Origin of the sequence: Occultella glacieicola (genome assembly GCF_004353825.1) — a bacterium.
In the GTDB taxonomy this organism is placed as follows: Bacteria; Actinomycetota; Actinomycetes; order Actinomycetales; family Beutenbergiaceae; genus Occultella; species Occultella glacieicola.
Window position 1 is genome coordinate 496,037 of the sequence record NZ_SMNA01000002.1, and the last position, 24,292, is coordinate 520,328.

At 72.5% G+C, this 24,292-nt stretch carries 19 protein-coding genes and 1 riboswitch; of the genes, 5 read left to right on the forward strand and 14 right to left on the reverse strand.

Features of this window, described 5'->3' with window-relative positions:
• Positions 1-4: 4 nt before the first annotated feature.
• Positions 5-313: a DUF3017 domain-containing protein gene (locus tag EXU48_RS05190; RefSeq protein WP_165962686.1), complete on the reverse strand. Its 309-nt coding sequence runs from the start codon at positions 311-313 to the stop codon at positions 5-7.
• 173 nt (positions 314-486) lie between these two features.
• Between EXU48_RS05190 and EXU48_RS05195 the strand changes: the two genes are divergently transcribed.
• Positions 487-1,032 (forward strand): Uma2 family endonuclease, encoded by a 546-nt coding sequence (locus EXU48_RS05195; protein WP_207947628.1) that lies wholly within the window; start codon positions 487-489, stop codon positions 1,030-1,032.
• Positions 1,033-1,094: 62 nt separating this feature from the next.
• Complete coding sequence (locus tag EXU48_RS05200; RefSeq protein WP_235856839.1) at positions 1,095-2,339, forward strand: NAD(P)/FAD-dependent oxidoreductase; 1,245 nt, start codon at positions 1,095-1,097, stop codon at positions 2,337-2,339.
• 34 nt (positions 2,340-2,373) lie between these two features.
• Here EXU48_RS05200 and purH read toward each other — a convergent pair whose 3' ends face one another.
• The gene (purH, locus tag EXU48_RS05205) at positions 2,374-3,954 is read right to left on the reverse strand and encodes a bifunctional phosphoribosylaminoimidazolecarboxamide formyltransferase/IMP cyclohydrolase (RefSeq protein ID WP_133106507.1); all 1,581 of its coding nucleotides are present in this window, start codon (positions 3,952-3,954) and stop codon (positions 2,374-2,376) included.
• A 63-nt stretch (positions 3,955-4,017) separates the two neighbouring features.
• Positions 4,018-4,110: riboswitch (ZMP/ZTP riboswitch) on the reverse strand.
• Between the two features lie 130 nt (positions 4,111-4,240).
• Between purH and EXU48_RS24425 the strand changes: the two genes are divergently transcribed.
• Complete coding sequence (locus EXU48_RS24425; RefSeq protein WP_165962687.1) at positions 4,241-4,414, forward strand: hypothetical protein; 174 nt, start codon at positions 4,241-4,243, stop codon at positions 4,412-4,414.
• Positions 4,415-4,466: 52 nt separating this feature from the next.
• Here EXU48_RS24425 and purN read toward each other — a convergent pair whose 3' ends face one another.
• Positions 4,467-5,123 carry a phosphoribosylglycinamide formyltransferase gene (purN, locus tag EXU48_RS05210; protein WP_133106508.1) on the reverse strand — a complete coding sequence of 219 codons (657 nt, stop codon included), beginning with the start codon at positions 5,121-5,123 and terminating at the stop codon, positions 4,467-4,469.
• Between the two features lie 101 nt (positions 5,124-5,224).
• On the opposite strand from purN, the gene EXU48_RS05215 reads away from it, so the two are divergent.
• Complete coding sequence (locus tag EXU48_RS05215) at positions 5,225-5,749, forward strand: hypothetical protein (protein WP_133106509.1); 525 nt, start codon at positions 5,225-5,227, stop codon at positions 5,747-5,749.
• Between the two features lie 47 nt (positions 5,750-5,796).
• Here the strand turns inward: EXU48_RS05215 and EXU48_RS05220 are convergent, their stop codons facing one another.
• The 6 genes from EXU48_RS05220 to EXU48_RS05245 form a co-directional block, all read right to left on the reverse strand.
• Complete coding sequence (locus EXU48_RS05220; RefSeq protein ID WP_133106510.1) at positions 5,797-7,068, reverse strand: cell division protein PerM; 1,272 nt, start codon at positions 7,066-7,068, stop codon at positions 5,797-5,799.
• Positions 7,069-7,123: 55 nt separating this feature from the next.
• Positions 7,124-9,319 (reverse strand): RNA polymerase recycling motor ATPase HelR, encoded by a 2,196-nt coding sequence (gene helR / locus EXU48_RS05225; RefSeq protein WP_133106511.1) that lies wholly within the window; start codon positions 9,317-9,319, stop codon positions 7,124-7,126.
• A 174-nt stretch (positions 9,320-9,493) separates the two neighbouring features.
• A complete protein-coding gene (sucD, locus tag EXU48_RS05230) occupies positions 9,494-10,384 on the reverse strand; it encodes a succinate--CoA ligase subunit alpha (RefSeq protein WP_133106512.1) in 891 nt (296 codons plus the stop codon).
• A 42-nt stretch (positions 10,385-10,426) separates the two neighbouring features.
• On the reverse strand, positions 10,427-11,602 hold the full coding sequence (sucC, locus tag EXU48_RS05235; RefSeq protein WP_133106513.1) for an ADP-forming succinate--CoA ligase subunit beta: 1,176 nt from the start codon (positions 11,600-11,602) through the stop codon (positions 10,427-10,429).
• A 116-nt stretch (positions 11,603-11,718) separates the two neighbouring features.
• Complete coding sequence (locus EXU48_RS05240) at positions 11,719-13,746, reverse strand: acyltransferase family protein (protein ID WP_133106515.1); 2,028 nt, start codon at positions 13,744-13,746, stop codon at positions 11,719-11,721.
• 115 nt (positions 13,747-13,861) lie between these two features.
• On the reverse strand, positions 13,862-15,409 hold the full coding sequence (locus EXU48_RS05245) for a hypothetical protein (protein ID WP_133106516.1): 1,548 nt from the start codon (positions 15,407-15,409) through the stop codon (positions 13,862-13,864).
• Positions 15,410-15,625: 216 nt separating this feature from the next.
• Here EXU48_RS05245 and EXU48_RS05250 point away from each other — a divergent pair, with 216 nt between their 5' ends.
• Positions 15,626-17,326 carry an alpha/beta hydrolase gene (locus EXU48_RS05250; protein ID WP_133106517.1) on the forward strand — a complete coding sequence of 567 codons (1,701 nt, stop codon included), beginning with the start codon at positions 15,626-15,628 and terminating at the stop codon, positions 17,324-17,326.
• A gap of 76 nt (positions 17,327-17,402) precedes the next feature.
• On the opposite strand, the gene EXU48_RS05255 is transcribed toward EXU48_RS05250, so the two are convergent.
• The 5 genes from EXU48_RS05255 to EXU48_RS05275 all read right to left on the reverse strand — a co-directional run bounded on the left by EXU48_RS05255 (position 17,403) and on the right by EXU48_RS05275 (position 24,236).
• Complete coding sequence (locus tag EXU48_RS05255) at positions 17,403-18,869, reverse strand: hypothetical protein (protein ID WP_133106518.1); 1,467 nt, start codon at positions 18,867-18,869, stop codon at positions 17,403-17,405.
• Positions 18,870-19,077: 208 nt separating this feature from the next.
• Positions 19,078-20,382, reverse strand: coding sequence for a hypothetical protein (locus EXU48_RS24430; protein ID WP_165962688.1), 1,305 nt, complete (start codon positions 20,380-20,382; stop codon positions 19,078-19,080).
• Positions 20,383-20,686: 304 nt separating this feature from the next.
• Complete coding sequence (gene pcrA / locus EXU48_RS05265) at positions 20,687-23,140, reverse strand: DNA helicase PcrA (RefSeq protein WP_133106519.1); 2,454 nt, start codon at positions 23,138-23,140, stop codon at positions 20,687-20,689.
• 62 nt (positions 23,141-23,202) lie between these two features.
• Complete coding sequence (locus tag EXU48_RS05270) at positions 23,203-23,679, reverse strand: DUF456 domain-containing protein (protein WP_235856840.1); 477 nt, start codon at positions 23,677-23,679, stop codon at positions 23,203-23,205.
• A 188-nt stretch (positions 23,680-23,867) separates the two neighbouring features.
• Positions 23,868-24,236 carry a MerR family transcriptional regulator gene (locus tag EXU48_RS05275; RefSeq protein ID WP_133106520.1) on the reverse strand — a complete coding sequence of 123 codons (369 nt, stop codon included), beginning with the start codon at positions 24,234-24,236 and terminating at the stop codon, positions 23,868-23,870.
• Between the last annotated feature and the right edge of the window lie 56 nt (positions 24,237-24,292).

Below are 24,292 nucleotides of genomic sequence, written 5' to 3' on the forward strand. Positions count from 1 at the left end.
CGGGTCAGATGGCCGCGGCCGGCGCGGTGATCGCGAACGTCGCCATCACCAGCCCGGTCACCGCCAGGAACGCCACGTCGAAGCCCCGCGACCGGGCCGAGATCCCGTAGGGGCCCGGCCGCGGGGCGACGGCGCGGACGAACGCCAGCACGCCGAGCTCGGCGGCGAACATGAGCGAGGCCGGCCGGGCGCCGACCAGGAACGACGCGGCCACGATCAGCACCATCGCGAGCAGGGCCACCCACATCACCGCGTGGCTGCGCGGTTGCGCGGGCAGTGGCACGTCGGCCGGTGCGCTGGTGGGAACGGTCACGCATGCGAGCCTACTCGCCGGACAGCGAGGCCCTCGCAGGCCCCCTCCCAGACCCCGGCACCGCACGGCGGCGGTGGCCTGTGGACAACGGCCGACCCCTGAATGCCAGGCCGTCATGATCGGATCATGACGGCTGGTGACAGGCAGGAGCGCCAAGGAGCACCATGGGGGTCATGACAGCGATGCCGCGCACCGGCGAGGAATGGACGGTCGATGACCTCGACCGGCTTCCGGACGACGGGCTGCAGTACGAGCTGCTCGACGGTTTGCTGCTCGTGACCCCGGCCCCGGTGCTCCTGCATCAGCGCACGATCGGCAACCTGCACCTGCTGCTGCGTGCCGCCTGCACTCCCGGCTACGAAGTCTTCCTCTCCCCGGTCGACTGGCGGCCGGACCTGCGCACCTCGCTGCAGCCGGACCTGCTCGTGGTCCGCAACGAGGACGTCGCGGTCAGGAACATCACGGCGCCGCTGGTCCTGGCCGTCGAGGTGCTCTCACCGTCCACTCGGCGCAAAGATCTGGTGCTGAAGCGTCGAAGTACGAGGACAGCGGCGTGCAGTCCTATTGGGTCGTCGACCCGAAGGCACCGGAGCTGGTCGCCCTCGACCTGGTCGACGGCCGCTACGTCACCACGGACCCTCGCCGGTGACGAGCGCGCGATCCTCCACCACCCGTTCGACGTCGAGGTGGCGCCGGCGGACCTGATCCGGGCTCCCTGAGCGCGCTCCGCACCGCCCGGGCCGAAGCCTGAACGCGTCCACTGCGGGGCTACGGTGGGAACGTGAGACTCCCCGCGCCCCGACGTCCGGACCGGATCGTGGTGGTGGGAGCCGGGCTCGCCGGGCTGCGCACCGTCGCCGAACTGCGCGCCACCGGGTTCACCGGTCACCTCACCCTGCTCGGCAACGAGGGCCTGCCTCCGTACGACCGGCCACCGCTGTCGAAGGAGCTCCTCACCCGGACCACGCCGCTGTGGCTCGCCGACGACCTCGGCTACGACCTGGACGGCCTCGCCGACGAGGTGCGGCTCGCCACGGCAGCGCGCGCGCTCCGCGTGGGTCCGGACGGCCCACGGCTGGACCTGGACGATGGCGCGGAACTCGCCGCGGACGCGGTGGTGGCGGCCACCGGGTCCCGGCCGCTGCGCCCGCACGGCTGGGATCACGCGCTGCTGCTGCACTCGGCGAGCGACGCGGACACGCTCCGGGCCGCGATCACGCCCGGCGCCCGGATCGTGGTGGTCGGCGCCGGCTGGATCGGCGCCGAGGTGGCCGGGGTGGCCGCGGCCGCGGGCGCGTCGGTGACCGTCCTGGAGGCGGGACCCGCTCCCCTGGGCCGGCAACTGGGACCCGACCTGGGCGGGCGCACCACGCCGTGGTACGCGCAGGCGGGGGTGGACCTGCACACCGGCGCCACGGTCACCCGGGTCGAGCCCGACGGCGTGCACCTCACCGATGGCCGCACGTTCGCCGCGGACGTGGTGCTGTGCGCGATCGGGGCCCGCCCGGCCACCGAGTGGCTCGGTGACGCGGTCCGCCGGGAGCCGTCCGGGCACGTGCGGGTCGACGCCGGTGGGGCCAGCGCCACCCCCGGGGTCTGGGCGGTCGGGGACGTCGCCGCTCGGTCGCATCCGACCCTCGGCGCCGTGCCCGGCGGCCACTGGTCCGCGGCGCTCACCGATCCCGAGCCGCTGGCCCGGGCCCTGCTCGGCATCGAACCCGACGGCGCGGCGGAGCCCGCACCGTACGTGTACTCCACCCAGCTCGGGCACCACCTGACCGTGTTCGGCCGTCTGCACGGGACCGACGGTGCGCCGATCCGCCTCCTCGACCGCGGTGAGGTCGGGGCCGGCCCATGGACGGCTCTCGCGCTCGAGGGCGACGCCCTCGTCGGTGCCGTCATCGTCGACGCCCCCCGCGAGGTTGCCGCCGTTCGCAGACTGCTCGGCGCGGCCGAACTCCCCCGGCTCGACCCCGTGCTCGCGGCGGACCCGACGACGAAACTACGCTCCGCCGTCGTGCCCTGACCGCCCCCGGGGCGCCGCGACCGTGCGCCGGTCGTCAGTGCGCGAAGTGGCGGGTGCCGGTCAGGTAGAGGGTGACCCCGGCCTCCGCGGCGGCTGCGATGACCTCCTCGTCGCGCACGGAGCCGCCGGGCTGGACGACGGCGCGCACGCCGGCGTCGAGGAGCACCTGCAGCCCGTCGGCGAACGGGAAGAACGCGTCCGAGGCGGCCACGGACCCGCGGGCCCGATCGGCGCCGTCGGAGTTCGCGCGCTCGACGGCGAGGCGGCAGGAGTCGACCCGGTTCACCTGGCCCATGCCGATGCCCACGGACGCGCCGGCGTTCGCGAGCAGGATCGCGTTCGACTTCACCGCCCGCACCGAGCGCCACGCGAACTCCAGGTCCGCCAGGGTGGCCTCGTCGGCCGCTTCACCGGTCGCCAGCGTCCAGTTCGCGGGGGAGTCGCCGTCGGCGTCGATCCGGTCCGCGTTCTGCAGCAGCATGCCGCCGGAGATCTCCCGCAGACCGCCGCCCGAGGGCGCCGCGGCCACCGCGAGCAGGCGGACGTTCTTCTTCCGGCTGAGGATCTCCAGGGCCGCGTCCTCGAACCCGGGGGCGAGCACGACCTCGGTGAACACGTCCTTGACCTGGTTGGCCATCGCCTCGGTGACGACCTGGTTCGAGGCGATCACGCCGCCGTACGCCGAGACCGGGTCGCACGCGTGCGCCTTGGCGTGGGCGTCGGCGATGTCGGTGCCGACGGCGATCCCGCACGGGTTCGCGTGCTTGATGACCGCGACCGTCGGGGCGTCGCCGTGGTCGTGGGCGGCACGCCACGCGGCGTCGGCGTCCACGTAGTTGTTGTAGCTCATCTCCTTGCCGTGCAGCTGCGTCGCGCCGGCGAGGCTCGTTCCACTCTGCGCACCGAACCCGTCGGTGTACAGCGCGGCGCGCTGGTGCGGGTTCTCCCCGTAGCGCAGCACCGCGGTGCGGTCCCAGGTGGCGCCGACCCAGCCGGGGAAGCCGGATCCCTCGTCGTCGGGGGCCACGACGTTGCCGATCCAGGAGGCCACGTGCACGTCGTAGGTGGCGGTGTGCCGGAACGCATCCGCGGCGAGGCGCTGCCGTTGGGCCAGGCTGAAGCCCTCTCCCTGCGCGGCGGCGATCACCTCGTCGTACCGGGCCGGGTCCACCACGACGGCGACGCTCGGGTGATTCTTCGCGGCGGCACGCACCATGGACGGGCCGCCGATGTCGATCTGCTCGATGCACTCGTCCGGGCTCGCCCCGGAGGTGACCGTGTCCGTGAACGGGTACAGGTTCACGATGACCAGGTCGAACGGCTCGATCTCGAGGTCCGCCAGCTGCTGGACGTGGTCGGCCTTGCGCCGGTCGGCGAGGATGCCGGCGTGCACCCGCGGGTGCAGTGTCTTGACGCGGCCCTCGAGACACTCGGGGAAGCCGGTCAAGTCCTCGACCCGCGTCACCGGGACCCCGGCGCCCTCGATCACGCCCGCGGTGGACCCGGTCGACACGAGCGCGACGCCGGCGGCGTGCAGAGCGGTCGCCAGGTCGGGCAGCCCGGTCTTGTCGTAGACCGAGACGAGGGCGCGGCGCAGGGGGATGAGATCGGTCATGGCGTTCACTCCTGGTTCGAATTGGCGCGACCCACCGGGGTCGCTCGACGATGATGTGCACCACCGCGGCACCCAGGCGATCGGTGCGCTACAGATTCGATCCTTCGGCCGCTCCCAGGTGGTGCTCCACCTCTGACGCCAGTCACGACCGCGGCCAGTCTAGCGCCCGACGGCGCAGGGTCGCCCGGGCGGGTCGGGTCACCTCCACTGTCGCCGCACGCCGATCCAGGGTAAAGTGCCGGTCAAGGATTGTTCGACAGTGTGGCCGGACGATGAGGTGACGACCATGGCAGAGACACCAGCAGCGTGGTACGTGCGGGCCTGGCGGGCGGTGCGGGGCTACGTCGCCGAGATGTTCGCCGCCAGCGACGCGAGCGACACGATCGACGCGAACCAGGCTCGGATGCACCCGCGCGTGCAGTTGCGCGGCCGCACCATGAACGGCGGCTGGGGTCCGTAGCGACACCGCTCGCACCAAGGGACGGCCACCGCCGCTCACCCCGGAACCCCGGTCAGGCCTCGATGATGACGCGACGTCCCTCGACCCGCCACGGGTGGCGGGCCAGCCGGCCCGTGTAGTCCACGAGCTGGGCCCGCTCGGCGACCTTGATCCGCTCGGTGAGGCTCTCCTCGGTGTCGTCGTCGAGCACCGGCACCGCGCACTGGGCGATGATCACGCCGGTGTCCACGCCCTCGTCGACCACGAACAGGGTGGCCCCGGCCAGTTTCACCCCGTAGGCGAGCGCCTCCCGTGGCCCGTGGATACCCGGGAACGCCGGCAGGAGCGCGTTGTGGGTGTTCAGGTACCGCCCGCCGAACCGGGACAGGAACCTGGAGCCGACCAGCTTGAGGAAGCCCGCCGAGATCACGAGATCCGGTGAGTGGGCGGCGACGGCGTCCGTCAGGGCGCCGTCCCAGGCGTCCCGGTCCGGGTGGTCCCCCAGTCGCTCGACGAACGTCGGGACACCAGCCGCGGCCGCGATGTCGAGTCCGGCGCACCCGGGCCGGTCGGCACCGACGGCCACGACGACGGCGCCGTAGCCGGGGTCCTGCGCCGCCTCGAGCAGCGCGGCGAGGTTCGATCCACCGCCCGAGATGAGGACGACGACGCGGGCCGGGCCCGCGGTCGGTTCGTCGGATCCGGTGTGGGCGGGCGTAGGTGTCGACACAGCGTCCGACTGTAGTCGCTACGCGAACGGGTGTCCGAGTAGGGGTCCCGGATCTGGGACACTGGACCTGGTCGTGGCCGCTGGAGGACGGAGGAGGTCGGATGAGCAATCCCTACGCCCCGCCGGACCCGTCGCGGCCCAAGCCGGACCCGGATCGGCACAACCTGCGCCGGCCCGACCGGCCGCCGGGTGGCCTGCTCCGGCCGGGCCGCCCGCCCGAGGAACCACGACCGGCACCGAGCCCGGAGCAACTCGTCGAGATCAGCCGGTCGGTCATGTTCTTCGGGCTGCTGCTGCTCGCCGCGGTGCTCACGTCCGGGCTGCCGATCCCCTGGCAGGTCGCGGCGCCGCTGTTCGCCGGCGGTGCCATCGTGATCGGCCTGCGCACCCTGGGCAAGATCCGCCGGTTCGGCGTTCGCGGCATGATCACGGTGTTCCTGACCGGTGGGATGGTGCTGTCCGCGCTGCTGCTGTTCTCCTCGGTCACCCTGCTCTCGCTGTGGCCCGCGCAGGTCGAGCGCCAGCAGTGTCTCGACTCGGCCCTGACGATCGCCGCGCAGGACCGCTGCGAACAGCGGTTCAACGAGGCCGTGGCCGATCGGTACGGCACCAGTACCGGCGGCTGAGCGGGGGCGCGAAGCCGGTCGTCAGGTCCGATGTTCAGGTCCGTGGATCAGGGCCGCTCGTCCGGCCGGACCTCGCCCCACCAGGACCGCACCGTCGTGCGGATCCACCCGACGGCACGGGCCGTGGCCGGGTGGCTGAGGGTGACCACCGCACCCGCTCCGAGCAGCGTCTGCCAGCCGACGGCCACGGCGACCGGAAGCGCCTCGGCTCCGACGACCGCCATCCGGCCGGGCCCGATCCCGCCCGACCCGGCCACGACCGCGGCCCCCACGACCGCTGCCGTGAGGGTCGCGGCGACCACGACGGCCGCCAGCGAACCGAGCAGGCCCGCGGTGGGTGCCGCGCGGTGCAGCCACCAGCCGGCGGCTGCACCGACGAGGACGCCGAGCACCACCACGATGCCGAGCTCCCCGAGGAGGCTGCCCGGCTCCGGGAGCGCGCCGAGCACCGGGACCACCGGGAGCGGGCCCGCGTCGATGCCGGAGGGCGTGAACGCCGTGCCCTCCCCCACCGCGAACCCGGGCCCGGCCAGATAGGCGAGCGCCCACATCATCAGGGTCGGCAGGAGCAGGAGCTGGGCGAACACAGCGACCACGGTGCTCACGCCGTCGGTGTGCAGCCCGGCGTGGAGCTCGAGGATCGCCTCGAACGAGATGACCACCGCAGCCACCACCGCGACCAGTGCCACCAGCACGAGTGCGACCAGGATCCGGACCCCGGCGCGCAACCCGAGCACGAAGGCGTCGGGGATGTGGTCCAGCGCCCGGGCCGGGCCGGCCGGTAGCCGCGGGTATCGGCCGCGTTGGCCGAGCAGTGACCCGACCACCGCCACGGCGAGCGCGCCCCCGAGAGCCCGGGCTCCGCCGTCGACCCCCGCGAATGCGACCAGCAGACCGGTGCCGGCGACGTAGGTGCCGGCGGCAACCATCAGGGCGGTCCACCCGGTGAGCTGCGCCCGGCGGACGGCGGCGGACATCAGGAACACCGCCAGTGCGGTGACCCCGAGCGGAACGAGGCTGAGCTGGAATCCCGCGACCTGCACCAGCGCCCCGTGGCCGAGGAGCCAGGCCGCGGTGCCGATCCGGGCCGCCTCCAGCCAGCCGGCCTCCCCGAGCGCGGGCGACGCCGCGGTCGCCACATACGCGGCGACGGCGGGGATCACCAGCACCAACCACCCGAAACCGGCCGCCTCGGCCCCCGCGAGCAGCCCGCGCACCGAATGCTCCGGCATCCGGAACGCCGGGCGGGACCGACCGCCGTACGCCTCGTGCTCGATGACGCGCGGTGGGATCGTCGGCGGGCGGGTGGTGGTACTCATCGCCTCCCATGGTCGCCCGAGACGGCCCGCGAGCCGGGGCGGCGCGCGGGAGGGGTCACGAACTCGTCAGGATCACGAGCTCCTGGGTGGCCCTGGTCATGGCCACATACCGATCGACGGCACCTTCGATGCCGGTGCCGAACGATTCCGGGTCGACGAGGACCACCAGGTCGAATTCGAGGCCCTTCGCCAGCTCCGGGGTGAGCGCCCGGACCCGGTCCCGGCCCGTGTCGAGTGGCATCGGGCTGCCGATCACGGCGGCGATCCCCTCGTCGTGCTCGGTGAGCCAGGCGTCCAGGATCGCGTCGAGCTCCCCGGTGCGGGCGTGGCGCACGGGTGTTCCGGTGCTGCGCACCGAGGTGGGCACGTTCGCGTCGGGTAGGGCCGCGCGGATCACCGGTTCGGCCTCCACCATGACCTCCTCGGGCGTGCGGTAGTTGATGGTCAGGGTGGCCAGGTCGAGCCGGGTGAGCCCGACCCGCTCCAGTCGCTCGAGCCACGACTCGGTGAAGCCGTGCCGGGCCTGAGCCCGGTCCCCGACCACCGTGAAGCTGCGGGACGGACACCGCAGCAGCAGCATCTGCCACTGGGCGTCGGTCAGTTCCTGCGCCTCGTCGACGACGATGTGCGCGAACGGGCCCGCGAGCGGGTCGCCGACGGCGTCCCGGCCGAGCCCGCTGGAGTCGACGAGTTTGTCGCGCATGTCGTCCAAACGCAGCATCTGCATGACGCCCATCTCACTGTCGTCGGTCGCGATCAGGTCGTCGACGACGTCGTCCATGTGCGCTCGCTGCTCGGCCAGGGCCGCCTCGCGCCGGCGGCGGCGGCGCAGCACCTCCGGGTCGCCGAGCCGCTGCCGGGCGGCGTCGAGGAGCGGCAGATCGGCCTCGGTCCACGCCTGCGGGTCCTCGCGCTGCAGGGTCCGGATCTCCTCGCGGCTCAGCCACGGGGCGCACAGGCGCAGGTAGGCGGGCACGGACCAGAGGTCCCCGACGACGTCCCCCGCCTCGAGCGTCGGCCACGCCTCGGTGAGGGCGCCGCGCAGGTCGCCGTTGCGGCGCAGCGCGGCGCGCACCGCCTCGACGTCGTCCTCGCCCTCGTAGCCGTCGAGGAGGATCGTGATCAGCTCCTCGAGGAGGTCCTCGCGGACCTCGTTGTGGGGTGTGCTCGCGTCGCGCGCCGCGAATGCCTCGGTCCAGTCCTCCGGGCGTACCCGGAAGTCGCCCCACTCCGTGTCCAGGTCGAGGTGCTCGCTCGGGGGCTGCTCATAGAACGCGATGGCTCGCTCGATCCCACCGACGATCTGGGCGGAGGACTTCAGACGGGCCACCTCCGGGTCCGCTTCCGGCCGGGTCGAGGCACCCTCGGGGACGAGGTCGCGGATCGTCGCGGTTCGCACCCCTTCCTCGCCGAGGCTGGGCAGCACGTCGGAGACGTAGGCCAGGTAGGGCTGGTGGGGGCCCACGAAGAGCACACCGCCGCGCCGGTGCCCGAGCCGGGGGTCGGCGTAGAGCAGGTACGCGGTGCGGTGGAGGGCGACCACCGTCTTGCCGGTGCCGGGCCCGCCGTCGACGACGAGCCCGCCGTCGGAGCCGGCCCGGATGATCGCGTCCTGGTCGGCCGCGATCGTGCCCAGCACGTCCCGCATCCGCGGCGACCGGGTGCTGCCGAGGCTGGCGATGAAGGCGGACTGGTCATCGAGGGCGGGGTAGCTCTCACGTCCGGCCGCCGAGAACCAGTCGTCACTCGCGAACACCTCGTCCCAGTAGTCGGTGATACGGCCGCCGGTCCAGCGGTAGCGACGGCGGCTCGCCAGGCCCATCGGGTTGGCGTGCGTGGCCCCGAAGAACGGCTCGGCGGCGGGCGAGCGCCAGTCGACGAGCAGCCGGCGGCCCGTGCTGTCGGTCAGGCCGAGCCGGCCCACGTACACCGTGCCCCCATCGCCGTCGGTGCCGGCGGTGTCACCGGTGGCGACCATGCGCCCGAGGCACAGGTCGAGCCCGAACCGGCGCAGCAGCCGCAGTCGGGCGGTGAGTCGGTGGATCTCCTGATCCCGCTCGAGGGCGGCCTGGCCGCTGCCGCCGGGTGCGCGGCGGGTGGTGTCGAGCCGGTCGGTGAGTTCCGCGATCTGTTCGGCGAGACTCGCCTCGATCGCGGCGAAGTGGTGCTCGTCGGCCCCGATGAGGGTCGGGTCCGCCTTCGCGGTGAGGTGGTCGGAGAGGTCGAAAGCGCTGGTACGCAGGGGATTCATGCCCGTCACTCCAATCTGAGGTTGGTCACCTTAGATCGGAAATTCGCCCCTCATGAGGCGGCGCGAACTCTGTTATAAATGAAAGGGCAGGGGAAATGGGACGGTCCGGGTGGATCCGGTGGGTGCGGGCCGTCGCCGACCCGGCACCCACGCGGACCCACCCAGACCGCAGGCTCAGCCGCCGAGCAGGCTCCGCACCAACCCGGCGGTCTCGCTCGGGGTCTTGCCGACCTTGACACCGGCAGCCTCGAGGGCCACCTTCTTGGCCTCGGCGGTGCCGGAGGAGCCGGAGACGATCGCGCCGGCGTGCCCCATCGTCTTGCCCTCGGGGGCCGTGAAGCCGGCCACGTAGCCGACCACCGGCTTGGTCACGTTCTCGGCGATGAACGCCGCGGCACGCTCCTCGGCGTCGCCACCGATCTCACCGATCATGACGATGACCTTCGTCTCCGGGTCCGCCTCGAACGCCTCGAGGGCGTCGATGTGGGTGGTGCCGATGACCGGGTCGCCGCCGATGCCGATGGCCGTGGAGAACCCGAAGTCCCGCAGTTCGTACATCATCTGATAGGTGAGCGTCCCGGACTTGGAGACGAGCCCGATCGGGCCGGCGCCGGCGATGTTCGCCGGGATGATGCCGACGTTCGAGCGTCCGGGGCTGATCAGGCCGGGGCAGTTCGGGCCGACCAGTCGCACGCCCTTGCTGGCCGCGTAGTTGTAGAAGACCGCCGTGTCGTCGACCGGCACGCCCTCGGTGATGATGACCACGAGCGGCACGCCGGCGTCGATGGCCTCGATCACCGCATCCTTGGTGAACGCGGGCGGGACGAAGATCACCGACACGTCGGCGCCGGTGGTGGCGACGGCGTCGGCCACCGTGCCGAACACGGGCACGGAGGTGGTGGTGCCGTCGATGTCGAAGTCGACCGTGGTGCCGGCCTTGCGCGGGTTCACGCCGCCGACGACGGTGGTGCCGGAGGCCAGCATCCGGGTGGTGTGCTTCTGACCCTCGGAGCCGGTCATGCCCTGGACGATGACCTTCGAGGTCTCGTTGAGGAAGATCGCCATGTTCTCAGTTGTCTCTTCTGCGTCTCGTAGGTTCTCGGGTGCTCAGCTGTTCGCCAGTTCGGCGGCCTTGTCGGCGGCGCCGTCCATGGTGTCCACGACGGTGACCAGCGGGTGGGCGGCCTCGGCGAGGATCGCTCGGCCCTCCTCGACCGCGTTGCCGTCGAGGCGGACCACGAGCGGCTTGTTCTCCTTGTCGCCGAGGATCTCCAGCGCCTGCACGATGCCCCGAGCGACCTCGTCACAGGCGGTGATGCCGCCGAAGACGTTCACGAACACGCTCTTGACCTGCGGGTCGTTCAGGATCACGTCGAGCCCGGCGGACATCACCGCCGCCGAGGCGCCGCCGCCGATGTCGAGGAAGTTGGCGGGCTTGACGCCACCGTGCGCCTCGCCGGCGTAGGCGACCACGTCCAGGGTGCTCATCACCAGACCCGCACCGTTGCCGATGATGCCCACCTCGCCGTCGAGCTTGACGTAGTTGAGGCCCGCGGCCTTGGCCTTCGCCTCGAGCGGGTCCGCGGCGGCCTTGTCCTCGAGCTCGGCGTGGTCGGGGTGCCGGAAGTCGGCGTTCGCGTCCAGGGTGACCTTGCCGTCGAGGGCGACGACGTCGCCGGCGCCCGTCTTGACCAGCGGGTTCACCTCGACGAGCGTGGCGTCCTCCTCGCGGTAGACGGTCCAGAGCTTCTGGATGGCCGCGGCCACCTTCGGCGCGACGTCCGGTGCGAAGCCGGCGGCGGCGACGATCTCGTCGGCCTTGGCCTGGTCGATCCCGACCTGCGGGTCGACGGGCACCCGGGCCAGCGCCTCCGGACGCTCGACCGCGAGTTCCTCGATCTCCATGCCGCCCTCGACGCTGGCCATCGCCAGGTACCGGCGCTCGGAACGGTCCAGCAGCACGGAGAAGTAGTACTCCTCCGCGATGTCCGCGCCCGCGGCGATCATCACCCGGTGCACGGTGTGCCCCTTGATGTCCATCCCGAGGATCTCCGAGGCGCGGTCGGCCGCCTCCTGCGCGGACTTCGCCACCTTGACGCCGCCCGCCTTGCCGCGGCCGCCGATCTTCACCTGCGCCTTGACGACCACGACGCCGCCGGAGTCGCCGAGCAACTGCTCCGCCGCGGCCCTGGCCTCCTCGGGGGTGGTGGCGACGATGCCGCCCAGCACGGGTACGCCGTGCTTCTCGAACAGATCTCGTGCCTGGTACTCGAACAGGTCCACCTGCGTTGCGCCCTTCTATTGCCCGCTGTGATCGGATGCCTCGACATCGAGACTTTTCCCTTGAACTGTACCGTGCACCGCGTCGGGCGCCCGACGTGGGGCGGTCCCGTGCGGGGTCAGTCCGTCAGGGTCGCGAGGGCGGCCCGGACCACGTCGGAGAAGAGGTACATGCCGTCCATGTTCGGGTGGATCAGGTCCGGCTGGAGCTGTTCGGGGTGGGCGGTGGCCGCGGCGTTCCAGTCCGCGACGGCGACGTTCGGGTACTCGGCGGCGAGGTCGGCGAGGTTCTGGTTGGACTCCGGCACCCAGGTGCTGGACCCGTAGATGTTGACCAGCACGACGGACCGGTCGGGCCCGAGCAGGTCGAGGGCCTGGCGGACGAGGTCCGGGTCCCGCACGCCGGCGTTCGTGCCGGCGGCGATGACGACGTACTCGCGGACCGTGCCGGCCTCGACGGCGGCCTGGATCGCGGCGAGGACGTCCGGCCACTGCCGGTTGGACTTCGCGTCGATGCCGATGCCGGGCAGGTCGGCCGTCAGCCCGGGTGCGGCCACGTACAGCATCGAGTCGCCGAACGCCGTGATCTGTTCCCCGGTCACCCCGGCGGGCTGGGTCGGGTCCTCGGTCGGTGCGGTCTCGGTCGGTGCGGACTCGGTCGGTGCGGTCTCGGTCGGTGCGCCGCCCGACGGCGCGGGCTCGTCGGCCGGTGCCTCGGCGCCCCCGGTGTCGGTGCCGTCCGCGGCCGACCCGCCGGCCGCCGTCGGCCCCGCGTCGGCGGCCGGATCCACGACCGCGCCGTCGTCTGCGGCACCGGCGTCCTCGACGACCGTGGCCGCGTCGGCCATGGCGATCTCCACCTGGGAGCGGTCCGGTGCGGTCGCGAGCGCCGCGGTGAACATCGAGACGCAGGCCAGGCTCGCGACCACGCCGACGCGCGGGAGGGTGAGCCGGCCCGGGGCCCCGATCGCGTCGAGAGCCCGGCGGGTGGCCTCGGCGAACCCCAGTTCGCGGATCGGGTTCTCGATCCACCGGTAGCAGGCGCCGGCGATCAGGAGGGTCACCAGCACGGCCAGTGCGCGCTGCACCCAGTGCCCGGCGGTGTCCACGCCGACCCGGGGCGTGATGGCGGCGATCAGCAGGATCACGGGCCAGTGCCACAGGTAGATGCCGTAGGAGCGTTCCCCGATCCAGGCGAGCGGACGCAGCGAGAACACCACGGTCAGGACGGTGCGGGGCCCGGGCAGCGCACCGACGATCGCGGCGGTCAGCAGGGCCGCCGCCACGATGCCGCCGCGGTAGGCGATCGGGTTGTCGGGGTCCAGCCAGAGCATCAGCGCGATCAGGCCGGCCAGCGCGGCCAGGGCGATGACCACCCGGCCCCGCCGCCAGAACCTGGTCGCGAGCAGGTTCGCCGACTCCCCGGCCGCGCTGACCGCGAGGGCGGCGCCGATCATCAGGCCGAACGCGTGGGTGTCGGTGCCGTAGTACACGCGGGTAGCGTCCTGGCCCGGGGTGTACAGCACCGCCATCGCGACGGCGGAGGCGGTCGCGAGCGCGAGCAGGAGCCCCACGCGCTGGCGTCCGGTGCGGGTGATACCCATCATGACCAGGAACAGAAGCGGCCAGAACAGGTAGAACTGCTCCTCCACGGCCAGCGACCAGAAGTTCACGAACAACTGCGGTGCGGTGGCGTTGAAGTAACTGGAGCCGGCTCCGATCTCCAGCCAGTTGTTGGAGAACGTCAGGGCACCGAGCACCTGCCTGCCGATGTTGACGAGCAGGTCCTCGCCGGCGATCAGGGCCAGTGACACCGTGGCGAACACCACGACCACGAGGGCGGGTAGCAGCCGGCGCGCGCGCCGGGTCCAGAACCGCCGCAGGTCGACCCGCCGGTCGGCCCGCAGCTCCCGCACCAGCAGGGTGGTGATCAGGAATCCGGAGATCACGAAGAAGACGTCGACGCCGAGGTAGCCGCCGGGCAGGCTCAGCGGGCGCAGGTGGAAGATCAGGACGGCGATGATCGCCAGGGCCCGGACGCCGTCGAGGCCGTCGATCCGGCCGGTCCGCAGCGCCTGCGCGGGGTCGCCGGGGTCGGGCGAGTCGGCCTGTGCTCGGCCCTGCGCGCTGGGCGCGTCAACGCTCACGTTCCCCTCCGGTCCACCTCGGGCGTCCTACGGCCCGAGCCTAGGGCGAACGTCCGCGTTTCCACGGGAACGCACCCGGCGGTGCGCCGATCCGCCGAGTACGCGTTCGACAGGCTCAGCCCGCGGACCCGGTGACGATCGTCAGCAGCGCCCCGTCGGCTCCGGTCACGACGGCGGCCGTCGGGGTGCTGGAGACCCAGCCACCGGGGTACTCGCGCCGGTCGACCTCGGCGCCGGTGCCGACGTCGACGCGGACCACCTGACCGGTGCCGTCGGGCCCGGTGACGGCCGCGACGAGCACACCACCCTCGGCGAGATAACCCTGACTGAGCTCCCCGGCCCCCTCGTCGGCACCGACCGTCCACAGCGGCTCACCGCTCTCCACCCCGACGGCGGTGAGCAGGTCCGACCCGGTGGAGATCACCCAGGCCTGCTCCTCGGCCTGTTCCTCGGCCTGTTCCTGGGTCGGCCCCGGGCCCACCGGCACCGGGGCCACCCGGGCCGGCACCTCCATCGACAGGCCGGCGCTGCCGGGCAGTTCCCACCGGGTGGTGCCGTCGAACCCGAGCGAGGCCAGCGGCGGATCCGCCACGGTGAGGTCCTGGGCGAGACACCCGCCCACCGCCACATCGCGGGCGGCGAGCGAGTCCCCGAAGCACGGTCCGACCAGGTCGCCCGAGGTGAACTCCGGGATCTCCGCGGTCCAGTCCAGCACGTAGGAGGCGAGCAGGCCCTCCTCGCCCCAGCGCTGGACCACGGCGAGGTCGGGACCGACCTGCTCGACACGGCTGTGCTCGTAGGCGTTGACCGGGCGCAACTCCTCCGCGTGCTCGGCGTCCCACCCGAACTCGCGGGCGTCCACGGCGCCGCCCGCGGGGTCGAAGCGTTGCACGGTCAGGTCGGAGTCGGTGATCTCGACGCTCCAGACCTCGCCGGTCGCCGGGGCGAGCGCGGTGGTGACGGTCCCGGCGCTGGGAAGGTGCTCCTCGCGGGTCGCGCCGGTGGCGGCGTCGAGGGTGACCACCCCGGCCCGGTCGGGTTCGGTGCCTTCGCAGGGCGGACCGTCCGCGGTGAGCGCGATGGTCTCCGCGGAGGGCAGGTCGACGAACCGCCACGGCCGGCAACCGCCGAGTTCGTCCGGGCCCAGGCTCCAGCGCTCCTCGCCGCTGGCCCAGTCGAGCAGCGTCACCCGGGTACTCCCGGCCTCCGGGGAGAGGAGCGCGACGCCGGCGGTGGTGGCCAGCACGGTCGGGTCGTAGTAGTCCTCGATCACCCCGGGGAACTCCCAGAGCACGGCCCCGCTGGCGTCGTAGGCGGCGACGTCGCGGGTGGTGGTGACCTCACCGCCGATGTCCGGACCGTCGTCGACCGGCTGCGCCTCACCGACCGCGAGTACCGCGATGCCGACGGTGGAGGCGAGCACGACCGACCCGGACGGCACCTCGATCCAGTCGCCGATGGTCGGGGCCGTCGGATCCGCGCTCCCCGAGGTCTCCGTCTCCTCGCCCGGCGTGGTCGAGCCGACGTCGGTGACGGGATCCGGCTCCTGCGGGTCGGAGTCCGCGCAACCGGCCGCCAGGAGCACCAGGGCCGTCCCGACGGTCGCGAGCAGACGACCTCCGGCCCGGCCCGCGCCACGGGCGGCGGCGTGCGTGGTCGACATGGTCCTCCCCCGTCGTCAAGGTCTTCGTCGCCCCATCACCCTCGCAGACGCGGCAGGCCACCGCAGCAATGCCGACCACATCCGGTCCCTACGGACGAGCGCTCTCCCCCGCCCGGCGGAGGCCGGAACTCCCGCACGTCCTCCGCTCGGTGGAACCTTGCCCCGAAGTGGCCGTCAGCCGTTGCCCCGCCCCGGTGGCCCTGTTAGCAAGGACGTATGACTCAGATCACAAGGGATCTCAGACCACCACGACCACGCGCCGCCGCGATCGCCGTCCTGGCCACCGCGGGGCTCCTGATCGGCAGCGCCACCGCCGCCGGAGCGGCACCGCCCATGGGCACGGCCGGTGCCACCGAGGCCGCGCCCCCGGTCGGCGCCGCACAGGTCGACGCCCCGGTCCCGGAACTCGACTGGGTCGGCTGCGGCGAAGGCCTCGAGGGCTTCGAGTGCGCCAGTGCCGAGGTGCCCAGCGACTACGACGACCCGCAGGGCGCGACCACCACGATCGCCCTGACCCGGCTCCCCGCCACCGACCCCGACGAGCGGATCGGGTCACTGTTCCTGAACTTCGGCGGACCGGGCGGTTCCGGCGTCGCGAGCCTGCACGCCCTCGGGCCCGACGGCTACGGCCCCGACCTGCGGGCCCGGTTCGACATCATCGGCTTCGACCCGCGTGGCGTCGGGCTGTCCGACCCGGTGACCTGCTTCCGCAACGCCGACGCGGAAGCGCGATGGGCCGCGAACGTGGAGTCGTTCCCGGTCGGTCCGCACGAGGAGGCCCGGTACATCGGTGCCTGGGCCGTGGCGGGGGCTTCGTGCACGGCGATCTCCGGGGACCGGATCGCCACGTCCTCCTCGGCCAACGTGGCCCGGGACATGGATCTGCTGCGCCAGGCGGTGGGCGATCAGGAACTGAACTACCTCGGCTACTCCTACGGCACCCACATCGGTGCCACCTACGGCGCGCTGTTCCCGGACCGGATCCGGGCCATGGTGCTGGACGGCACCTGGGACCCCGAGGCCTACGTGGGTCTGGATGATGACCGGACCCTCGGGCGCCGGATCGGCCAGGCCCCCGCCGCGAGCGAGGCGTACGCCGAGTTCCTGAGGCTGTGCGCCGAGGCGGGCCAGCAGGGCTGCGCCCTGGCCGCCCTCGGCGACCCGGAGCAGGTGATGGAGGACCTGTTCGCGCAGTTGCGGGCCGAGCCGGCCGAGGTGCCACTGGAGGACGGAACCACGATCACCATCGGCTACGACGACGCCGTCGCGACGATCTTCTCGTCGTTGTACGCCCCGGCCGGCTGGGCGGATCTCGCCGCCGCGATGGCCTCCCTCGTCCCGGTACCCGACCAGGCGGCCACCCTGTCAGCACCGCCGGACGCACTCGGGAACGACTCGATCCAGGACCTGCTCCGCCGGGTCGGGATCCTCGAGGACTACCCCTCCATGGGCGGCGCGCTCGCGAGCATGTGCGTCGACGCGGAGCACCCCGGCACCGCGGCCGACTACCCGGCGCAGGCGGCCGCGGAGGAGGCGCAGGCACCGCACTTCGGCACCGCCCGGGCCTGGGCCGGCGTGCAGTGCGAGTCCATCCCGGTGGCCGACGAGGACCGGTACGCGGGCCCGTGGGAGCAGGACACCGACGCCCCGGTGCTGGTCATCGGCACCCGGTACGACCCGGCCACCCCGTACGCGTTCACGGAGCCGTACGCGGACCTGTGGAACGACGCCCGGATGCTCACCGTCGAGGGCTACGGTCACACCACCCTGGCCACCCCGAGCGCCTGTGCGAACGCAGCGATCACCGACTATCTGATCGATCTCGAGGCCACCGACGGCGCGACCTGCACCCAGGACGTCGCCCCGTTCACGGCCGCCGCGCAGGAGCAGGTGCCGGCGAGCATCCCGGTCGGCTGACCGCCACGAGGAAGGCGAACCGGCCCGACGGCGCGGCGGTGCACCCAGGGTGCGCCGCCGCGCCGTCGGCCGTGGTTCAGCCCGGCAGGACCATCCGCACCAGGGTCGCGTCCTCGCCGGACAGACCGACGGCCGTGTCGGTCGCGAGGAGCATCAACGGGCCGACGGTCAGCCGGTCGAGCTCCGCCCCGGTGGACGCATCGAGCGCGAGCACGAGGTTGTCGGCGGGACCCGGCCCCTGCTGGACTCTCGCCACCACGACGTCCACGGCGGCGAGATACCCGTATCCGATCGCTCCGGATCCCTCGCCCGCTCCGGCGACCCACAGTGGTTCGTCCGAGGTCCGGGCCATGAGGGTGAGCAGGTCGTCCCCGGCGGAGACGAGCCAGCCCGAGCTCTCCATGGGCCGGTCGAACACGTCCATCGCGGCGAAGCCGTCCACGACGAACCCGGCCTGCGCGTCCGGGATCTCCCAGTACCGCTCGCCGTCGTAGGACACCGAGGCGACGCCACCGTCGAGGCCGTCGTCGGCCACGACGCCGGCCAGGCAGGTGCGGCCGGCCGGGTCGTTCAGCGCGACCCATTCGTGGAAGCAGTCCGGTGCACCGGTGAACTCGGACGCGACCCCGGTGTCCCAGTCCAGCAGGATCCGGCCATCGGGCACGGTCGAGCCACTCCAGACGCCGATGGCGGCCACGCCGTCATCGAACTTCTCGATCCAGTGCGTGGCGAGGGGGTCGTCGTTGCTGATGGCGGCGACGGAGGGGTCCGACCATGGGACCGAAACGGTCGCGGTGTCCCCGCTAACCGGGTCGAACCTGGCCGCGGTCAGGTCGGTGCCGTCGGTGGCCACGGCCCAGATCTCGTCCCCGACCACGACCGGCCAGACCGAGCCGGGCAGGTCGAGCGGGGCGAGCTGCGCCCCGGTCGCCGCATCCAGGGTCAGCACGGCCGCACCCGAGTCCGTCCCACACTGGGAGGCCGACGCGCTCAGCACCACGACGTCGGCGCCGGTGAGCGGTGAGATGTCGAACGACGGGCAGATGTCCAGGTCCGCGATCGGCACCTGCCAGCGCGGCTGCCCGGTGGCCCACTCCGTGGCGACAAGCAGGTCTCCGCCGTCGTCGGCCACGACCGACACGACCGCCGTGCCCGTGCTCTCGACGCGGGCGAGCAGCGCGTACTGGCGCACGCCCTCCAGCGCCCAGATCTGCGCGCTCGTGGTCACGTCGTAGGCGGCCAGGTCGCCGTAGAGCGACTCGCCGGCGAACCAGGTCTCACCGACGCTGAAGGCGGCCCGGCCCTCGTCGTCGGAGGCGACCAGCCACATGTTCGGCGGCAGCTCGACCCAGTCCCCGAGCACGGCGTCGGGCTCCGGCGGCTCGGTCGGCTCCGTGCTCGGCTCGGACGGCTCCGAGCTCGGGTCGGACGGTGCCGGGCTCGGTTCGGTACTCGTCTGATCCGCGCTGCCCGGCGGCTCCTGTCCCTCGGCACCGGCACCGCAACCGGCCACGAGCAGTGCCGCTGCGGCGATACCGGTCACGGCCACTCCGAGACGTCCCCGAACGCCCCGTCGCCGCGTCGATCCCTTTCTCAATGCGCCCACGTCGGCGCCCCCTCATCTGGCGGTCCCCACCGCCCTAGCCCCTGAAGCCGGCGCGACCGCGCCGTCTACGGTGAGAGTGTCAGGCCGCCCGCGGTTGCGCCGCCCTTCGACGCAACCGATACCCAATCGTGACGACGGCGGCTCCTCAGCGCTGCTCCAGCCGCGCCATCCGCACCAGCGTGCGTTCGGTGTTGGTCGCCACGACCGCCGTGTCGGTGCTCGTGAACCACATCGGCTCCTCGACCCGGCGGTCGATCTCCGCACCGGTCGAGGCGTCGACCGAGAGGATCGTCGTCGTGTCCGGCCCACTCTCGACGAGGGCGACCAGGGTGTCGACGCCCGCGAGGTAGCCGTAGCCCACGGCGCCCGAGCCCTCTCCCGCGCCGACCACCCACACGGGCCGCTCCTGGGTCCGGGCCATGAGGCTGAGCAGGTCGTCGCCGCTCGAGACCAGCCATCCCGAGACCTCCATCGGCCGATCGAAGACCGCCATCCGCGAGTCGCCGTCCACCGAGAAGCCGGCATGGGCGCCGGCCGGCAATTCCCAGTACCGCTCGCCGTCGTAGGAGAACGAGGAGACGCCCCCGGTGCCGTCGATGCCGGCGTCGGCCAGGCAGGTCCGCCCGGCCGGATCATTGAGCGACTGCCGGTCGCCGAAGCACTCCGGCGCCCCGGTGAACTCGGACACGGTGCCGGAGTCCCAGTCCATCAGGATCCGCGCCCGACCGTCACCGGTCGAGACGACGATCACCGCCGTCTCGGCGTCGAACGGCCAGATCCAGTACCACGGCGCCGCGTCGGCGCGCACCCCGGACACCGACTCCTGCGACCACGGCAATGACACGGTTTCCCGTTCCCCGGTCACCGGATCGAACCTGGCTGCCGTCAGGCCGGCGTCGTCGTCGGTGGCGACCGCCCAGAACTCGCTGCCCGCCTCCGAGACCCAGGCGGCCCCGGGGAGGTCGAGCCGCGCCGCACGGACCTGCCCGGTGAGCGGATCGAGGGTGAGCACCGACGGGCCCGGGTCCTCGGCACAGGCGGGCGCCGACGCCCGCAGGGCGACGACCTCGGCGTTCGTGAGCGGCGAGATCACGAACTCCGGGCAGATGCCCAGCTCCGCGACGGGCACCTGCCAGCGAGGTTCGCCGGTCTGCCAGTCCGTCCCGACGAGCAGATCGCCGGCATCCTCGTGCAGGACCGCGACGACCACCTCACCCGCGCTCTCGGCGCTCGCGTTCATGACCTCCGCCCGGACGTTCTCGAGAGCCCACAACTGCTCGCCGGCCGGAACGTCGTAGGCAACCAGGTCGGCGTAGAAGTCGCCGCCGATCTGTGTCGCGCCGCCCGGGCTGAAGGCCGCCCGACCTTCGTCATCGGAGGCGATCACCCACAGGCCACCGGGCAGTTCGACCCAGTCGACCAGGTTCCAGCCCGGTTCCGGTGGATCCACACTCGACGGATCCGAACTCGTCGGGCCGTTCGGCGTCGTCGGCTCCGGTGCTGGGCCCTCTCCCGTGCAGCCACCCAGGAGCGCCAGGGCGGCTGCGAGCCCGCCGGCCAGCGACCGCGCCCGGCGTCTCCCCGCCGCTGCCGGTCCCCTGGTCGTGGCGTCCACGACGTGCCCCTCGTCCGGCGGTCCCCACCGCCATCGCCCCAGGTGCGCCGGCGTTGTCGCACGGCCCGCTGGAGACAGTGTCAGGGCCGCGCCGCGTGGCGCCAGGGAACGCCCGGACCGTGACCTGATCGTGACCGAGTCAGAGCTTGGTCACCGGGGAGTACCGCAGCAGCAGGCGCTTCACGCCGCTGGCGCCGAAGTCGATCTTCGCGACGGCGTTCGCGCCGGAGCTCTCGACGGCGATCACCCGCCCCAGGCCGTAGGCGTCGTGGGTCACGCGGTCCCCGACGTCCACCGAGGGCGCGTCCGCGCGGGGCGTCGCCGAGCCGAACGACGGCGTGTCCGCGCGGGTGGTGCGCACCGGCGGCGCGGACGGTCCCCTGGAGCCGCTGCGACCGCCGTCGGCCCGGTTGCGGTAGCCGGTGAAGGATCCGCCGCGCAGGACCGCCATCGAGGACTCCCGGCGCTTCCAGTCCATCAGCTCCTCGGGCACGTCGGCGAGGAACCGGCTGGCCGGCAGCTCGTTGGGCATCCCCCAGGCGGTGCGGACCGCGGCGCGGGACAGGTACAGCCGTTGCCGCGCCCGGGTCAGCGCGACGTACGCGAGGCGCCGTTCCTCGGCGAGCTCGGTCTCGTCGGCGAGGGAGCGCTGGTGCGGGAAGGTGCCGTCCTCCAGGCCGGTGACGAACACGACCGGAAACTCCAGGCCCTTCGCGGTGTGCACGGTCATCAGGGTGACCACGCCACGGTCGTCATCGTCGTCGGGGATCTGGTCGGTGTCCGCGACCAGGGCGACCCGTTCGAGGAAGTCGCCGAGGTCCCCGTCCGGGTCGGAGGCGGAGAACTCCGTGGCGACGGCGTGCAGCTCGGCGAGGTTCTCCACCCGGGAGGCGTCCTGCGGGTCGTCGCTGGCCCGCAGTTCGGCGAGGTAGCCGGACCGGTCCAGGGCCGTGTCCAGGATCTCCGCCGGGCTCGCGCCACCGGCCGCGAGGTCCCGCAGGCCGGTCATCAGGTCGGCGAAGCCGCGCACCGCGGTCAGGGACCTGGTGGCCAGGCCGATCACGTTCTCGGCGTCGTCGATGGCGGCGCCGAAGGAGATGCGCTCCCGCTCGGAGTGTGCGGTCAGCATCGCCTCGGCCCGGTCCCCCACCCCGCGCTTGGGCACGTTCAGGATCCGCCGCAGGTTGATCGCGTCGTCCGGGTTCGCGATCGCGCGCAGGTAGGCGATCGCGTCCTTGACCTCGCGGCGCTCGTAGAACCGGGTGCCGCCGACCACCTTGTACGGCAGGCCGACCCGGATCAGGACCTCCTCAAGCGAACGGGACTGGGCGTTGGTCCGGTAGAAGATCGCGACGTCTCCGGGTCGCACACCGTCGGAGTCGCCGAGCCGGTCGATCTCCTCGGCGATGAACCGGGCCTCCTCGTGGTCGTTGTCCGCGACGTAGCCGACGATCTGCGGGCCGGCACCGCTGTCCGTCCAGAGGTTCTTCGCCCGACGGTCCGGGTTGCGGGAGATGACGGCGTTCGCTGCGGTCAGGATCGTCTGGGTGGACCGGTAGTTCTGCTCCAACAGGATCGTGGTGGCGTCCGGGTAGTCGCTCTCGAACTCGACGATGTTGCGGATCGTCGCGCCACGGAAGGCGTAGATGGACTGGTCGGCGTCACCGACGACGGTGAGTTCCGCCGTCGGCAACTCGTTGTCAGCGCCACCGGCGGCCGGACCCGAGTCCTCCAGCGGGACGCCGGCGAGCTCGCGGACCAGCATGTACTGGGCGTGGTTGGTGTCCTGGTACTCGTCGACGAGGATGTGCCGGAATCGCCGCCGGTAGTGCTCGGCCACGGCCGGGAACGCCTGGAGCAGGTTCACCGTGGTCATGATCAGGTCGTCGAAGTCCAGGGCGTGGGCCTGACGCAGGCGCTCGTTGTAGAGCCGGTACGCCGCGGCCAGGTTCTGTTCGAACGGGTTGGAGTCCGCGACGGTCCGCGCGTAGTCGTCGGGGTCCACGAGTTCGTTCTTCAGGTCGGACACCCGGTTCGAGAACGCCTTCGGCGGGAACCGCTTCGGGTCCAGGTCAAGCTCCCGGCAGACCAGAAGCATGAGGCGCTGGGAGTCCGCCGCGTCGTAGATGGAGAAGTTGGAGCGCAGCCCGAGGGTCTTCGCCTCCCGGCGCAGGATCCGCACGCACGCGGAGTGGAAGGTGGAGACCCACATGTTCCGTGCGCGCGGCCCGACGAGTTCTCCGACCCGGTCGCGCATCTCGGCCGCCGCCTTGTTCGTGAACGTGATCGCGAGGATCTGGCCCGTGCGGGACCGGCCGGTGGCGAGCAGGTAGGCGATCCGGTGGGTCAGCACCCGGGTCTTGCCCGACCCGGCACCGGCGATGATCAGCAACTGCCCGCCCTCGTGGATCACGGCTGCGCGCTGCTGCGGGTTCAGACCCTCGAGCAGCGCCTCCGCGGCCAGCGAGGCCTGCTCGCCGTTCGAGGCGTCGTCGGCGTCCGGATCACGCGGCGGCATCACCGTCGGTAGATGGGCGTCGGTGGTGGGTCCGGTCAGACCGGGCAGCGGCAGGTTGTCGAACAATGAGGTCATGGCCCCTCAAGAGTAGGTGCCGGGACCGACACCGGTGCACTCGGTCCACACCCGCCACCCGCTCAGGTCGCGATCACACCCGCCACCCAGGCGCCGATGGCGATCATCGCGCCGGCGAGCTCGACGAGGATCGTCACCCCGGTCGCCTTCAGCGCCGACTTCGTGGAGGACCACGCGCGCGCCAGCTCCCGCAGCCGGATCCACTCGGCGAGGAACACCGCGAACACGAAGAACAGCGGCAGGCCGACCACCGGCACCACGAAGAACCCGATCACGCCTGCGATCCCACCCCAGACCAGCGTCGAGTTCGGCACTCCGGCGCGCTTGAGCCCGCGGCCGGCGAGCAGGTACTTGCCCACGCCCGCGGCCACCACGGCCAGGACCCCGATCACGAACACCCACCACGCGCCGCCGCCGGTGACGATGGCCCACAGGAGCACCGCGCCGAGCACGATCAGGGAGCCCGGCAGCACCTGGACGACCACGCCGAACAGGCCCACCACCATGATCAGGGCACAGATGACCTCGAGTCCGCTCACCGGATCAGTGTGCCCGAAGCCTCACGTGAGCTCGAGCGTGCTGTTGTGGCAGCCACTTCAGCACTCCCACCACCCGGCGTCGCGCCGCAGCAACTCGAGGGTGCTGTTGTGGCAGCCACTTCAGCACTCTCGGCGGGACGGTCCGCGCCGTGGTGCGGTGGCCATCGCCCGGGTCGTTGGGGGCTACCTCACGGGCCCTGGTCCTGGACGCCTTCGTAGTAGGCGATCTTGTCCCGCAGGTGCCGCCGCCACCGGCGCAACTGCGCCATCTGCTCGGTCACGGCCTCGTCGTGCTGGCGCAGGATCTCCAGGCGCTCCGCGACCGAACCGTCGTTGACGGTGAGGTCGGCGTACCGCTGCATCTGGGCGATCGGCATCCCGGTGTCCCGCAGGCACCGCAGGATCTCCAGCCAGGCCAGGTCCCGGTCGGTGAACACGCGGCGTCCGCCCGGGTCCCGGGCGATGTCGTAGAGGAGCCCGACCCGTTCGTAGTACCGCAGCGTCTCGATGGTGAATCCGCTGCGGGCCACGGTCTCGGCGGGCGTGTAGGTGGCCATGCCCCATGGTGCGCCCGGGCGCGTTCTCGATCAAGGCCTTGACCTGTAGCGCGCTC